The sequence below is a fragment of the Winogradskyella ouciana genome, from assembly GCF_965284585.1.
Classification (GTDB): Bacteria; Bacteroidota; Bacteroidia; order Flavobacteriales; family Flavobacteriaceae; genus Winogradskyella; species Winogradskyella ouciana.
On sequence record NZ_OZ260095.1, the window covers coordinates 2055846 to 2069366 of the forward strand.

Annotated in this window: 14 protein-coding genes and 1 tRNA gene; 8 read left to right on the forward strand and 7 right to left on the reverse strand. The window is 34.0% G+C overall.

Translation table 11 applies throughout. The features are described from left to right. Positions 1 to 68: 68 nt before the first annotated feature. The 3 genes from proS (at position 69) to rpsT (ending at position 2004) form a co-directional block, all read left to right on the forward strand. Positions 69 to 1547, forward strand: a complete 1479-nt coding sequence (gene proS, locus ACQ65V_RS09025) for a proline--tRNA ligase (protein ID WP_155090230.1) — start codon at positions 69 to 71, stop codon at positions 1545 to 1547. Positions 1548 to 1656: 109 nt separating this feature from the next. Next, a tRNA-Glu gene (locus ACQ65V_RS09030) sits at positions 1657 to 1728 on the forward strand. Between the two features lie 24 nt (positions 1729 to 1752). Further along, positions 1753 to 2004, forward strand: a complete 252-nt coding sequence (gene rpsT, locus ACQ65V_RS09035; RefSeq protein ID WP_273290991.1) for a 30S ribosomal protein S20 — start codon at positions 1753 to 1755, stop codon at positions 2002 to 2004. Positions 2005 to 2144: 140 nt separating this feature from the next. Here rpsT and rho read toward each other — a convergent pair whose 3' ends face one another. Then, positions 2145 to 3758 (reverse strand): transcription termination factor Rho, encoded by a 1614-nt coding sequence (gene rho, locus ACQ65V_RS09040; RefSeq protein ID WP_430467646.1) that lies wholly within the window; start codon positions 3756 to 3758, stop codon positions 2145 to 2147. Positions 3759 to 3974: 216 nt separating this feature from the next. Between rho and ACQ65V_RS09045 the strand changes: the two genes are divergently transcribed. Then, positions 3975 to 4385 carry a DUF4293 domain-containing protein gene (locus ACQ65V_RS09045; RefSeq protein ID WP_430467647.1) on the forward strand — a complete coding sequence of 137 codons (411 nt, stop codon included), beginning with the start codon at positions 3975 to 3977 and terminating at the stop codon, positions 4383 to 4385. A gap of 198 nt (positions 4386 to 4583) precedes the next feature. Here the strand turns inward: ACQ65V_RS09045 and ACQ65V_RS09050 are convergent, their stop codons facing one another. Next, positions 4584 to 5075 carry a metallophosphoesterase family protein gene (locus tag ACQ65V_RS09050; RefSeq protein ID WP_430467648.1) on the reverse strand — a complete coding sequence of 164 codons (492 nt, stop codon included), beginning with the start codon at positions 5073 to 5075 and terminating at the stop codon, positions 4584 to 4586. A gap of 117 nt (positions 5076 to 5192) precedes the next feature. Between ACQ65V_RS09050 and truA the strand changes: the two genes are divergently transcribed. Next, positions 5193 to 5939 carry a tRNA pseudouridine(38-40) synthase TruA gene (gene truA / locus ACQ65V_RS09055; protein ID WP_430467649.1) on the forward strand — a complete coding sequence of 249 codons (747 nt, stop codon included), beginning with the start codon at positions 5193 to 5195 and terminating at the stop codon, positions 5937 to 5939. 29 nt (positions 5940 to 5968) lie between these two features. Then, positions 5969 to 7738, forward strand: coding sequence for an ABC transporter ATP-binding protein (locus ACQ65V_RS09060; protein WP_430467650.1), 1770 nt, complete (start codon positions 5969 to 5971; stop codon positions 7736 to 7738). Between the two features lie 8 nt (positions 7739 to 7746). Here ACQ65V_RS09060 and ACQ65V_RS09065 read toward each other — a convergent pair whose 3' ends face one another. The 5 genes from ACQ65V_RS09065 to folP are packed head-to-tail and all read right to left on the reverse strand — an operon-like array spanning position 7747 to position 11654. Further along, positions 7747 to 8529, reverse strand: coding sequence for a DUF3667 domain-containing protein (locus ACQ65V_RS09065; protein WP_430467651.1), 783 nt, complete (start codon positions 8527 to 8529; stop codon positions 7747 to 7749). After that, positions 8526 to 9314 carry a DUF3667 domain-containing protein gene (locus tag ACQ65V_RS09070; protein ID WP_430467652.1) on the reverse strand — a complete coding sequence of 263 codons (789 nt, stop codon included), beginning with the start codon at positions 9312 to 9314 and terminating at the stop codon, positions 8526 to 8528. Before ACQ65V_RS09070 ends, ACQ65V_RS09065 begins: the two co-directional genes overlap by 4 nt. Further along, positions 9314 to 10096 (reverse strand): diadenylate cyclase CdaA, encoded by a 783-nt coding sequence (cdaA, locus tag ACQ65V_RS09075; protein WP_155090238.1) that lies wholly within the window; start codon positions 10094 to 10096, stop codon positions 9314 to 9316. The genes ACQ65V_RS09070 and cdaA overlap by 1 nt, the downstream gene beginning before the upstream one ends. Before the next feature lie 34 nt (positions 10097 to 10130). Next, positions 10131 to 10826 carry a hypothetical protein gene (locus ACQ65V_RS09080; protein WP_430467653.1) on the reverse strand — a complete coding sequence of 232 codons (696 nt, stop codon included), beginning with the start codon at positions 10824 to 10826 and terminating at the stop codon, positions 10131 to 10133. Next, the gene (folP, locus tag ACQ65V_RS09085; RefSeq protein WP_430468624.1) at positions 10827 to 11654 is read right to left on the reverse strand and encodes a dihydropteroate synthase; all 828 of its coding nucleotides are present in this window, start codon (positions 11652 to 11654) and stop codon (positions 10827 to 10829) included. It abuts the gene before it with no gap. 144 nt (positions 11655 to 11798) lie between these two features. Here folP and ACQ65V_RS09090 point away from each other — a divergent pair, with 144 nt between their 5' ends. Both ACQ65V_RS09090 and ACQ65V_RS09095 read left to right on the forward strand, forming a co-directional pair. Continuing rightward, entirely contained in the window at positions 11799 to 12341 is a 543-nt protein-coding gene (locus ACQ65V_RS09090) for a DUF1599 domain-containing protein (RefSeq protein WP_155090241.1), read from the forward strand. Positions 12342 to 12425: 84 nt separating this feature from the next. Further along, positions 12426 to 13520 (forward strand): BT_3928 family protein, encoded by a 1095-nt coding sequence (locus tag ACQ65V_RS09095; protein ID WP_430467654.1) that lies wholly within the window; start codon positions 12426 to 12428, stop codon positions 13518 to 13520. The last annotated feature ends 1 nt before the right edge of the window (position 13521 follow it).

The following is a 13521-nucleotide window of genomic DNA, read 5'->3' on the forward strand; positions in this document are numbered from 1 at the left end:
AATAGTTAGTTTTGCTGAACTATTTCTTTATTTAACATAGTCACAATATTTGTGCCAAAACACTAAAAATGAGCAAAAATCTTACGAGTAGAGCTGAAGATTATTCAAAATGGTATAATGAATTGGTTGTAAAAGCCGATTTAGCTGAAAATTCAGCCGTTAGAGGTTGCATGGTAATAAAGCCTTATGGTTATGCAATTTGGGAAAAAATGCAAGCGGAATTGGATAGAATGTTCAAGGAAACTGGCCATCAAAATGCTTATTTTCCATTGTTTGTACCTAAAAGTTTGTTTGAGGCGGAAGAGAAAAATGCAGAAGGTTTTGCCAAGGAATGTGCTGTGGTAACACATTATAGATTACAGAATGATCCAGATAATGAAGGAAAACTTAGAGTTGATCCAGAAGCCAAATTAGAGGAAGAGCTTGTGGTAAGACCAACAAGTGAAGCCATTATTTGGAGTACCTATAAAGGTTGGATACAGAGTTATAGAGATTTGCCAATCTTAGTGAATCAATGGGCAAACGTAGTTCGTTGGGAAATGAGAACTAGATTATTTCTTCGAACTGCTGAGTTTTTATGGCAAGAAGGTCATACGGCACACGCTACAAAAGATGAAGCTTGGGAGGAGACTAGGTTAATTAATGGTATATACGCAAAATTTGCTGAGAATTTTATGGCTATTCCTGTAATACAAGGTTTAAAAACTGAAAGTGAACGTTTTGCGGGTGCAGAAGAAACCATGTGTATAGAAGCATTGATGCAAGATGGTAAGGCGCTTCAGGCTGGGACATCACACTTCTTAGGGCAAAATTTCGCTAAAGCTTTTGATGTTAAATTCACAAATAAAGAGGGTAAACAAGATTATGTTTGGGCTACATCTTGGGGAGTTTCAACAAGGTTGATGGGAGCTTTAATAATGACACATAGTGATGATAAAGGTTTAGTTTTACCACCAAACTTAGCACCATATCAAGTTGTTATTGTACCTATATATAAGAATGAGGAACAATTTGATGCGATCAGCGAAGTGGCAGATGAAATTATAAGTGATTTAAAAGAACGTAACATCAGTGTTAAGTTTGATAAAAGAGATACACTAAGACCAGGTGCCAAATTTGCACAACATGAATTGCAAGGAGTACCATTAAGAATTGCTATAGGACCGAAAGATCTTGAAGATGAAACGGTAGAAGTTGCAAGGCGTGATACATTTACAAAGGAAACGGTAATCTTAGATAGAATAAATGTAGTTGTAGAAGATTTACTTGAGGAAATTCAGGAAAGCTTATTTACTAAAGCATTAAACTATAGAGATACTCATATAACAGAGGTCGATGATTTTGAAGAGTTTAAAAAAGTTTTGAAAAACAAATCAGGATTCATTTCAGCACATTGGGATGGTACGGCTGAAACCGAACAAAAAATAAAAGAATTGACCAAGGCAACTATAAGATGCATTCCAATAGACAATAAAAAAGAGTCTGGAGAATGTGTACTTACGGGAAATCCGTCTAGTCAACGTGTACTTTTTGCTAAGGCATATTAATTTTTTTTCAAAAAATATATACTAGTAGTTGCAACATTTAAAAATAGTTGTATTTTTGCATCCGCAATGGAAACATTGTTGGTTCATTTAAATAAGTAAATAACCAAATGGCCCGTTCGTCTATCGGCTAGGACGCCAGGTTTTCATCCTGGTAAGAGGGGTTCGATTCCCCTACGGGCTACAATTTTTAATAAGAAAAAATAAAATGGCAAATCATAAGTCAGCTTTAAAAAGAATTAGAAGTAACGAAAGAAGAAGAGTGCTTAACAGATATCAGCACAAAACTACTCGTAGTGCTATAAAAAAATTACGAGAAGTAACTGATGCTAAAGAAGCACAAAAAATGTTACCTTCTGTACATAGTATGATTGATAAGTTAGCAAAGAAGAATGTGATTCATTCTAATAAAGCTGCTAATTTAAAGTCTCAATTAACTAAACATGTTGCTGCATTATAATTGCAGAAACCACTAAGATATTTAAAGCCTTCTCATTTTGAGGAGGCTTTTTTGTTACCTTGTTTGTATAATAAATCCAATAAAAAAACCTTAAACAATTAAGTTTAAGGTTTTTCTATTACATATAATAAAGAAAAGTTCTATCCATTCATAGAAATAAGGAACTCTTCATTGTTTCTTGTCTGTTTAAATCTATCATTAATAAACTCCATAGCTTCTACAGGATTCATATCAGCAAGATACTTACGCATTACCCACATTCTTTGAATCGTATTTTCGTCTAGTAATAAATCATCTCGTCTAGTACTTGATGATGTTAGATCTATAGCTGGGAAAATTCTTCTGTTAGATATCTTACGATCTAGTTGAAGTTCCATATTACCAGTTCCTTTAAATTCTTCAAAGATAACTTCATCCATTTTAGAACCTGTTTCCGTCAATGCTGTTGCAATGATGGTTAGTGATCCACCATTTTCAATATTACGTGCCGCACCAAAGAATCGTTTTGGTCTGTGAAGTGCATTAGCATCAACACCACCTGATAAGATTTTTCCAGAAGCCGGCTGTACTGTATTGTAAGCTCTTGCCAAACGTGTAATAGAATCTAAAAGAATAACCACATCGTGACCACATTCTACCAAGCGTTTTGCTTTTTCAAGAACGATATCTGCAATCTTCACATGTTCGTGCGCTTCTTTATCAAAAGTTGAGGCGATTACCTCACCACGTACATTACGTTGCATATCGGTAACCTCTTCAGGACGCTCATCTATAAGCAATATCATTTGGTATACTTCAGGATGATTAGCTGCAATTGCATTAGCAACATCCTTAAGTAACATAGTTTTACCAGTTTTTGGCTGTGATACAATCATACCACGCTGTCCTTTACCTATTGGTGCAAACAAGTCCATAATTCTGGTAGAAATAGTACTTTGTCTATCGGCAAGATTAAATTTTTCCTTAGGGAATAAAGGTGTTAAATGCTCAAAAGCCACACGATCTCTAACCACATTAGGGTCTTGACCATTTATTTTACTCACTTTTATTAAAGGGAAATATTTCTCACCTTCTTTTGGTGGTCTTACATGACCAAGAACGGTATCCCCTTTTTTAAGTCCAAATAATCTAATTTGAGACTGAGACACATAGATGTCATCAGGAGATGTTAAATAGTTATAATCAGATGATCTTAAAAAACCATAACCATCTTGCATAATGTCTAAAACACCTTCACTTTCAATAATAGCATCAAATTCAAAATCTGGCTCACGATAACGGTTTCTGTTATCCTTGTTACCATTGTTCTTTGAATTATTATTCCGGTTGTCCTTATTACGATTTTGTCTGTTATCGTTTTTTTGGTTGCTGTTAGAACGTCTATTGTCGTCATTACGATCGTTAGACTTATTGTCCTGCCTCTTATTGTTAGACCTATCGTTACTAGGTTTGTTGTCCTTAGGTTTGGTTTCCTCTTTCTTATCAGAAGAATCTGAAGGTTTTTGATCTTTATTGTCCTGAGGTTTATTCTGAACTCTTGCTCGCTTTTGCTGAGGCTTGGTTTGTTGTTTTGGTTGTGAGTTGTCAGGTTCTGCCTTAGCTTTTACCGCTTCAGGATTTGCTGCTTGGTAATCAAGAATTTGATAAACTAAGTCTAATTTTTTTAAACTGCGGTATTTTGGTACGCTTAGTTGTTTAGCTATATCCTGTAACTCAGGAAGCTTCTTAGCTTTTAACTGTGAAATTTCAAACATTCGTATGTTGTATAATGTATTATAATTTTGATATTATTAATTCAAGATTTTCTAAATGAAATAAAAAGAAAAAAAGTGAAATTAATTTGGAAGATTAGATAGATGCAACTCAGTATGTTACTTCTTTCTATTGCAATTATACAACTTTATTTTCAATAATATTTATCTTTTTTAAAAATAAACTGCTAATTTTGCGTTGCTTTTTTAATAAAGATAATGATACAACGCGTACAGACACTCTATTTATTTTTAGCTGCTGGCATCTCTGCTGGACTCATCTATGTGTTTCATTTATGGACAAATATGGAAGGTGCTAAGGTGTTTGCCGATGACATAAACTATGTATTTGGATTGTTTTTAGCATCAGCTTTCTTTTCAATAGTGTCTATTTTTAGATTTAAAAACAGAAAGTCTCAATTTATGTTGGGACGACTTAATATAATATTAAACTTTATTTTACTAGGAATCTTTGTTTATCAATCTCTAAATTTATCTGGAGAAACTAACGTTTCTGAGAAAGGTATTGGGATTCTTCTTCCTATTTTTTCTATTGTGTGTTTAGTCTTGGCTAACAAGGCTATAAAAAAGGACGAAGATCTCGTAAAATCTGTAGATCGATTACGATGAACCTAAAATCTTAGTATATTAGTGTGAAGAACCCAGACGCTGCCGTCTGGGTTTTTTATTGGCCCATCCTAACCTTCCCAAAGGGAAGGAACTTTCACTAATTCGGAAAATGGATGTATAATTAATGTTGAAAAAAGATTGTTAATCTACCTAAAGTATAATGTATAAAGCGGAGAAGGCCTTCCGTTTGGGAAGGATTTAGGATGGGAACTCAATAACTTCCAAGTCCCTTATATCCTTTCCGTCAATCTTAAACCGTAACATGGTTCTGGCTTTGTGAAACCCATGTTTACCAACTGCTCCGGGATTGATGTGCAGAAGGTTTAGTTTTTTATCTGGCATAACCTTTAGAATATGGGAATGCCCACAAATAAATAAATCTGGTGGATTATTTTTGAGTTCCTCTCTAACGCTATTGTTGTATTTTGGAGGATAACCACCAATATGAGTTATCCAAACATCTACCTCCTCGCATTTAAACCTGTTATGTAATGGGAACTCTCTTCTTGCTTTAGCATCATCAATATTACCATAAACGGCACGAAGCGGTTTCAGTTTTTTAATATTATCGGTTACTGATAAATCTCCAATGTCGCCAGCGTGCCATACTTCATCAGCTTGTTTTACATGATTAAGAATTGCGTCATCTATGTAGCTATGTGTGTCTGATAAAAGGAGTATTTTTTTCACCTGGCTGTATTTATTTCAATATTTATTATTCCTGCGAAAGTGGGAATCTCTTTTAATTTAAGATTTCTTTAGCAACTAAAACTTTATCTTTGTCTTTTCACAAAAGTAAGATTTCTATTGCGATTTTTCATCGAACTTTCATACAACGGCAAAGCTTATCATGGGTGGCAAAATCAGCCCAACGCAATTAGTGTGCAAGAGGTTTTGGAAAAAGCATTGAGTACTATTTTAAAAAACAACATCAGTATCACAGGAGCAGGCAGGACCGATACAGGTGTGCATGCTTCACAGATGTTTGCTCATTTTGATTTTGATGGCAATTTTGAACCTAATGATTTAGTTTATAAATTGAATTCGTTTTTACCAAAGGATGTGGCAATTCATTCTGTTTTTAAGGTAGCGCAAGAGGCTCATGCTCGTTTTGATGCTATAAGTAGAACTTATAATTATAAGGTTTCTACATCAAAAAACGTATTTGATTATGACTTTACTTATCAAGTGCATTTGCCATTAAATGTTGATGCTATGAATGAAGCTTGCAAAATCTTATTTGAGTATAAAGATTTTCAATGCTTTTCTAAGAGTAATACAGATGTAAAAACGTATAATTGTGATATAAAGGAAGCCTATTGGACTAAAAAATCTGATCAGCTTGTATTTACGATTTCAGCAAATCGTTTTTTGCGCAATATGGTTAGGGCAATTGTTGGCACAATGGTAAATATTGGTTTAGGAAAATTACAACCAGACGATTTACATAAAATTATAGCTTCTAAAGATAGAGGCAAAGCGGGTTTTTCGGTTCCTGCACATGGATTATATTTGGTTGAGATTGTTTATCCGGATAGTATAAAAATTAATTAAAGGGATTTCCGCCTTTGCGGAAACTAAAGATGGCAGAAGCAAGTAAGAAAAAAATATTTGATGTATCGCTCTTTAAGCGATTGCTACAGTACATAAAACCATACAGAAATGTTTTTATTATTTCATTGGTTTGTGTCATCGGGCTTGCAGCTTTTGGAGCTTTAAGGCCTTATGTGCTGCAACAAGCCATAGACACTCAAATAGCGGAAAGAAAATACGATGGTTTTGTGCTCTATGTGGCTGCAATGCTGGTGCTTCTGATTCTTGAAGTCATTTCACAATTGCTGTTTATCTATTATGCGAGTTGGTTAGGGCAATCTGTTGTTAAGGATATTCGTGTAAAATTATTTAAGCATATCCTAAAATTTAAAATGACCTATTTTGATAAATCTTCTGTTGGAGTTCTCATTACAAGAGCAGTAACTGATATGGAGCGTATTGCTGATATTTTTGGACAAGGTCTCTTTATGATATTTAGTGATATTCTAAAGATGGTTGTTGTTGCTGGTGTGATGTTTTATATGAATTGGAAATTGGCACTCATAGTATTTACCACACTTCCAATTATTGTCATTGCTACAAAAATATTTCAGAAGTATATGAAACGCGCTTTTGAAGATGTACGCACTGAAGTTTCTAATTTGAATTCCTTCGTGCAAGAGCGTGTTACCGGAATGAAAATTTTGCAATTGTTTACGCGAGAAACTACTGAATATAGAAAGTTTAAACAGATCAACGAGCGACATAAAAAAGGATGGTTAAAAACGGTTTGGTACAATTCTATTTTCTTTCCTATAGCTGAATTTGTATCATCATTAACTATGGGAGCCGTGATTTGGATCGGTGGATTAAATACGGTAGTTGGGCAAACGGCTTCAATGGGTGATTTAATCGCTTTTACCATGTTTATTCCATTATTGTTTAGACCATTGAACCAAATCGCGAATAAATTCAATACGTTACAAATGGGTATGGTTGCAGCGGATCGCGTCTTTAGAGTGTTGGATACCAAATCCAATATCGATGATGCTGGTACGTTAGAGGCCAATCATTTTAAAGGAGATATAGAATTTGATAATGTTAGATTCTCGTATATAAAAGACGAAGAGGTTCTAAAAGGGGTTTCATTTAATGTTGAAGCAGGTGAAACAGTTGCCATTGTTGGAGCAACTGGTGCAGGTAAATCTACGATTATTAATTTGTTGAATCGTTTTTATGAAATTAATTCTGGTACCATAAAGATTGATAATACAGATATTAAGGAGATGACCCTAAGCTCATTGCGAAACCAAATTGCTGTGGTGCTTCAAGATGTGTTTTTATTTGCAGACACGATTCTAAACAATATCACCTTAAACAATGAGTACATAACTGAAGAAGATGTTGTAACGGCAGCAAAAGCTATAGGTATTCATGAATTTATTACATCACTTCCAGGTGGTTATCATTATAATGTTAAGGAACGTGGTGTGATGCTGTCTTCTGGTCAACGTCAATTGATTTCGTTTTTAAGAGCTTATGTTACTAATCCTAGTATTTTGATATTGGATGAAGCAACATCTTCTGTAGATTCCTATTCTGAGCAATTGATACAAGATGCTACGGATACTATAACTAAAGGCAGAACGTCTATTGTGATAGCGCATCGCTTGGCAACTATACAGCAGGCGGATAAAATCATTGTTATGGATGCTGGGCAGATTGTTGAAATGGGCACTCACAAATCACTTCTTAAAAAGAAAGACGGGTACTATAAAAACCTATACGAAGTACAGTTCTTAAAGGCTGAAACTATTTAACAGTAGTGTTATTTTGGTATAAAATCTTCAAAGCTTATAACACCTGTAGCTAACATTATTAAAAAAACGGCTATTGATATTATAACATAGACTACAAAGAATAAAGCAAGTGCAATCAAACCCTTTAGAAAAAGGTCTCCAACAGACAATTTAAAAATGCGTTTTAGTATATAGCAGTGGTATAAAAACATTAGAGGCCAAGACAACATACTAAAGAATAAATAACTACTTGGTATAGTTAACAGTACTAATTGCGAGGTGATTACCATTAAGATACTTAATAAGGACATTGAATACAAGTAGATAATAATATGTTCAGTCAGATTATACTTTTTATCTAAAAAAACAATCCAAGATATTAAAGCAAATAAGGGTACAAAGCAAGAGTAAATTAAAGAATTGTACTCCATCGCAGTACCAGAAGTTGCTTTAGCGATATTTTGAGACGCTTCTATACCCTTAAACAAGCTAGAAAAATCTAAATGCTGAATGTAAAACTTCTGCATAATAAAAATAGAAAGACCAGATAAAGTCAATGCCAGACCAAAAAAACTAATGGGGTTTATATATTTTTTTCGTACGCCATTAATATAACCTACAATAACATCTTCTGGTTTTTTAAAAAGCTGAACAAATGTTCTAAGTAGCTTGTTATCATAATTGAAAAATGTTTCGCTTAAATGCTCAAACAGATTCTTGAAGGATAATCGTTTTCTAATGACTTTGCCACCACATCTTTTGCAGTAATCGTCATTTTCATGTAAGTCGGTATGGCAGTTTTTGCAATTCATTTATTTAATGCGATTACGATTCCTATTATTAATCCAATTATAAGCATAAGAAGTATAAATGCAAATAAATAGACTAACATTACCAATATGAATTTTGCTGTTGTTTCCCAAAAACTTTCTTTAAATACTCGTTTTAGAACGAACCCAAAATATATAAACGTTGGTAGAGTTATAAGCGCAGAGACGATCAAATAGTTTAATCCAAAAACTAGGAATAAAATACTGAAAACAGCAGTAACAATGATTATTTGAGCAGAATAATACAAATTAATAACCATGTGCTCGGTAAAATTATAGCGCTTATCTCCAAAAAAATAATAAACAGTCCAAGACCCTAAAGCTGAAAAAGGAACCATTATTATATATATGAGACCTTGGTAATTAGTCATGCCATCAAAACCTGAATTTAAAAAAGGATTATGTTCATTACCAGGTGCCTTGGCAATGGTGTTTAGAAATTCGGAATCGAACTCTAAGGCCTCCCTAAAAAAAGTGGTCATTAAAAAAACTTGAATACCAGCAAGAGTCAAGGAAATTGCAAAATACTGAAGTACATCAATATATTTCTTCCGTGTACCATTAATGTATCCCTCAATAACTGTTTCAGGTTTCTTGAATAAATCAATAAACGTTCTAAAAAACTTGTTGTCAATTGAGATAAACTGTTCATTAACCTGAGCTGCAAGCACCTTTGGAGTCAATCTATTCTGGATCACTTTAGCACCACACTCATCGCAGAATTTTTGAGTTTCACGTAGGTCTTTATTGCAATTTTTACAATTCACTAAACTAGATCTTGTTTAATTTTTTTAATAAGGTCATCAGTGTCCTTAAACATTACAAACTCTCCATTCTTTATATATGAGATTTGCCCGGTTTCTTCGCTAACTGCAATAGCCAAAGCATCAGTTTTTTCGGTGATACCAACTGCAGCTCTGTGTCGCAATCCAAAACGTTCTGGAATATTCTTTTCATTATTTACAGGTAGAATAACTCGAGTTGCTTTTACAACATTATTGTCAATGATAATTGCACCATCGTGCAATGGGCTGTTTTTAAAAAAGATGCTTTCTATAATGGGTTGTGAAACCAGAATATTCATGGAATCACCAGTGTTGGTCAAAAAATCGAGATTATTATTACGTTCTATCACTATGAGCGCACCAGTATTTGTGGTTCCCATTCTATTGCAGGCATTAATAATAGCATCAACGTCAGTAGTGGTTTGGTCATCGTTTTTCAGGAATTTAAAGTTTTTAAAAATTCCCTTTTTACCACCAATATTGGTAGAACCTACGAGTAGCAAAAACTTTCTGATTTCTGGCTGAAAGACCACAATAAGTGCAATAATACCCACTTTCATAAAGCCATCAAAGATGCTGTACAGCATTTGCATTTGCAGATAATCCGTTAAGCGCCAGGCAAAATAGATGATAAGAATACCAATAAAAATATTGATGGCAACCGTGCCTTTAACCAGTTTATAGATGTAATAGAGTAGTATGGCAACAAGGAAGACATCTACAAAATCTATAAATCTAAAATCCCAAAGTTGTAAGTTTTCCAAAGGTTAACGGTTTTTGCTAATTTAAGAATTTAAGTTAATAAATGAATTCATCATTATTTATTTTGGACATTTCATTTGTGTAGTCCATAACTTTATGTTTTAATCTTATATACAATTGAAAACTCATTCTAATATCAAATGAAATATTGATTATATTTTTGTTTTTTCGATATTCCGTAAATAAATCTGAATTAAAATACTTATCAATTTCAAGCGTTTGGTCTTTGGTCTGTTTATCACTTAAAAATTCAGTTATATTCAAATAATCGTTATTAAAAAAATGGATAAGCACGTATTTAATTTCATTGTCAATTGGTGCCTCATCCACGGGTTTATAATTTTCAATATCAATAATATAATTTACATCCGTAAACTCAACAAACCCTAAACTACCCAAACTAGTATCATTACAAGTAAAGTAATTCTTGGCATCTTCATTTTTGTGCATGGATGCTTTTTTGCGTTTGTCTTGTAAATACTGAATATGTGGTATGGCTTGTTTTAGTGTTAAGCGTTTATCCACGTTAACTAACCAATTTGTTGTGCCGATGAGGTTCTTTCTGTTAAAAAGTGTTGAGTCTGGTTGGGTTTCGTCATAAAAAATATAAGCTGGTGATACATCCTTAACCTCTGTAATTTTAGCATTTTCAATTTCTGGTAATTGTACAATGCGTTCTTTATCACAATTCAGCAGAAATAAAATAAATAGTAGGTGTATGTAACGCTTCATTTATTTGGTCTTAAGTTGGTTAAAAAGTGTGACACATTCCACAGCTTCCTTAACATCATGTGCCCGAAGAATTTTCGCCCCTTTTTCTAAAGCTATCATATGTAAAGCAGTTGTACCGTTAAGTGCATTGTCTGCAGTTGTGCCTAGTGCTTTGTATATCATGGATTTTCTTGAGACACCAGCTAAAATCGGTTGGTCCGTAATTTGAAGCAATTCCATATGGTTGAGCAGCTTGTAGTTTTGTTCTAAGGTTTTAGCAAACCCAAAACCAGGATCTATGATAATATCATTGATTTTTGCCTTATGTGCAGCGGCAATCCGTTCAGCAAAATACAAATTGATGTCCATTAACAAATCGTCATAATCCGTTTGCTGTTGCATGGTTTGTGGATTGCCTTTCATGTGCATCATAATGTAGGGTACGCCTAATTTTCCAACCGTTGACATCATGTTGTCATCAAGTTTTCCCGCTGAAATATCATTCACCATGGCAGCACCTGCTTCTATACTTTGTTTGGCAACTTCACTTCTAAAAGTGTCCACAGAGATTAAAGTATCCGTAAAATATTTCAAGATTAATTCCACAATAGGCACCACACGCTTTAGTTCTTCCTGTTCGCTGACTTCATCTGCGCCAGGTCGCGAACTGTAACCACCAACATCAATAAAAGTCGCACCTTCACTAAGCATAGTCTCTACTTGTTTCAGAATCGCAGATTCATCTTTGTACGTGCCGCCATCGTAGAACGAATCTGGTGTTACATTGAGAATACCCATCACTTTTGGTGTGAATAGGTCAATTAATTTGCCTTTGCAGTTTATGGTTATTGGATGGTTCAAGATTTTAAAATTTAAGACTCAAAGTTATTAACATATTTCCAAATTCGTAAATGCTTATAAAAACATTGAACGCGTAACTTTGAACTTTGGACTAAATAAGCGAAATTTACGCAAAATAATAATAGTTTTTAGATGCAAGATACATCAAAGCAGTACGATGCTGTTGTCGCCAAATGCAGAGCGCTTTTTGTGAATAAAATGAGTGATTATGGTAGTGCATGGAGAATTTTGAGATTACCATCACTTACGGATCAAATTTTTATAAAGGCACAACGTATTCGTAGTTTGCAACAAAATGCAGTTAGAAAGGTTGATGAAGGTGAAGTAAGCGAGTTTATTGGCATTATTAATTATTGTATAATGGCTTTAATTCAATTGGAAAAAGGTGTTGTAGAACAACCTGATATGAACACTGATGAAGCCGCTCAACTTTATGATGAGAAAATTGCGTTGACCAAACAATTGATGATGAACAAAAACCATGATTATGGTGAAGCTTGGCGAGACATGCGTGTAAGTTCCCTAACGGATTTAATCCTTCAAAAGTTATTGCGCGTAAAGCAGATTGAAGATAACGCGGGCAAAACTATTGTAAGCGAAGGTATTGATGCTAATTATCAAGACATGATTAATTATGCGGTTTTCGCCATGATTCATTTGGGGGAAGGTGAATAATTGTCATTCCTGCGAAGACAGGAATCCACTATAAATATTAAAAAAACAATTAGATTCCTGCCTACGCAGGAATGACAAAAAAATATGAAGTATTTAGTTCAAATAAGCAGAATATTAGTCGGTGCCCTATTTATCATTTCAGGATTTATAAAACTGAATGACCCTTTGGGCTTTTCGTACAAATTACAAGAATACTTTGGCGAAGATGTTTTAAATATGGAATTCTTAATTCCGTATGCATTATTGATTTCTGTATTTGTTGTAGTCTTTGAAGTGGTTTTGGGAGTGTTTCTTCTAATTGGTTACAAGCCAAAATTCACAGTCTATAGCTTATTGGCAATGATTGTGTTTTTTACATTTCTAACGTTTTATTCGGCATATTTTGATAAAGTAAAAGATTGTGGTTGCTTTGGTGACGCTTTAAAACTGACACCTTGGGAGAGTTTTACTAAAGACGTCATTCTTCTGGTGTTGATTTTAATATTGGTGTACGGATTAAAACACATTAAACCCATATTCACTAAGCTGCCAACTACAGTAATAGCTTTACTCAGTTTTATAGCATCACTTTGGTTTGGGTACCATGTATTAATGCATTTGCCTGCAATAGATTTTAGGGCATATGCTATTGGGAAGAATATTAAAGAACAAATGACCATTCCAGAGGATGCGCAAAAACCTATATTAGAATACACATGGACATTTAAAGTAAATGGTGAAGAACAGGAATTTGTTACAAATGGTAGTTATCCCCAAGTTGATGGAGAGTATATTGGTGTAGAAACCGAAACCATTGACGAAGGCTATATTCCACCAATACAGGATTTTTCAATTGAGTCTGTAGATGAAGATTTAACGTCGCATTTTTTGGATGTGGAAAACCTTTTAATCGTAGCGATGTATAACATTTCAAAAGCAGAGGAAGACGGAGTAGTTAAGCTAAAAGCATTTACAGATAAAGCTATGGCCAAAGGTTATACCGTTATCGGCTTAACATCATCTGGCGAAGCTGAAAAACAACAAGTAAAGCAAGACCATAATCTTAATTTTGATTTTTACTTGTGCGACGAAAAAGTGATTAAGACCATTGTACGCTCTAATCCTGGAATTGTTATCCTTGACAAAGGTACTGTGGTTGACAAGGCACATTGGAATGATATTGAGGATATAGAACTTTAAT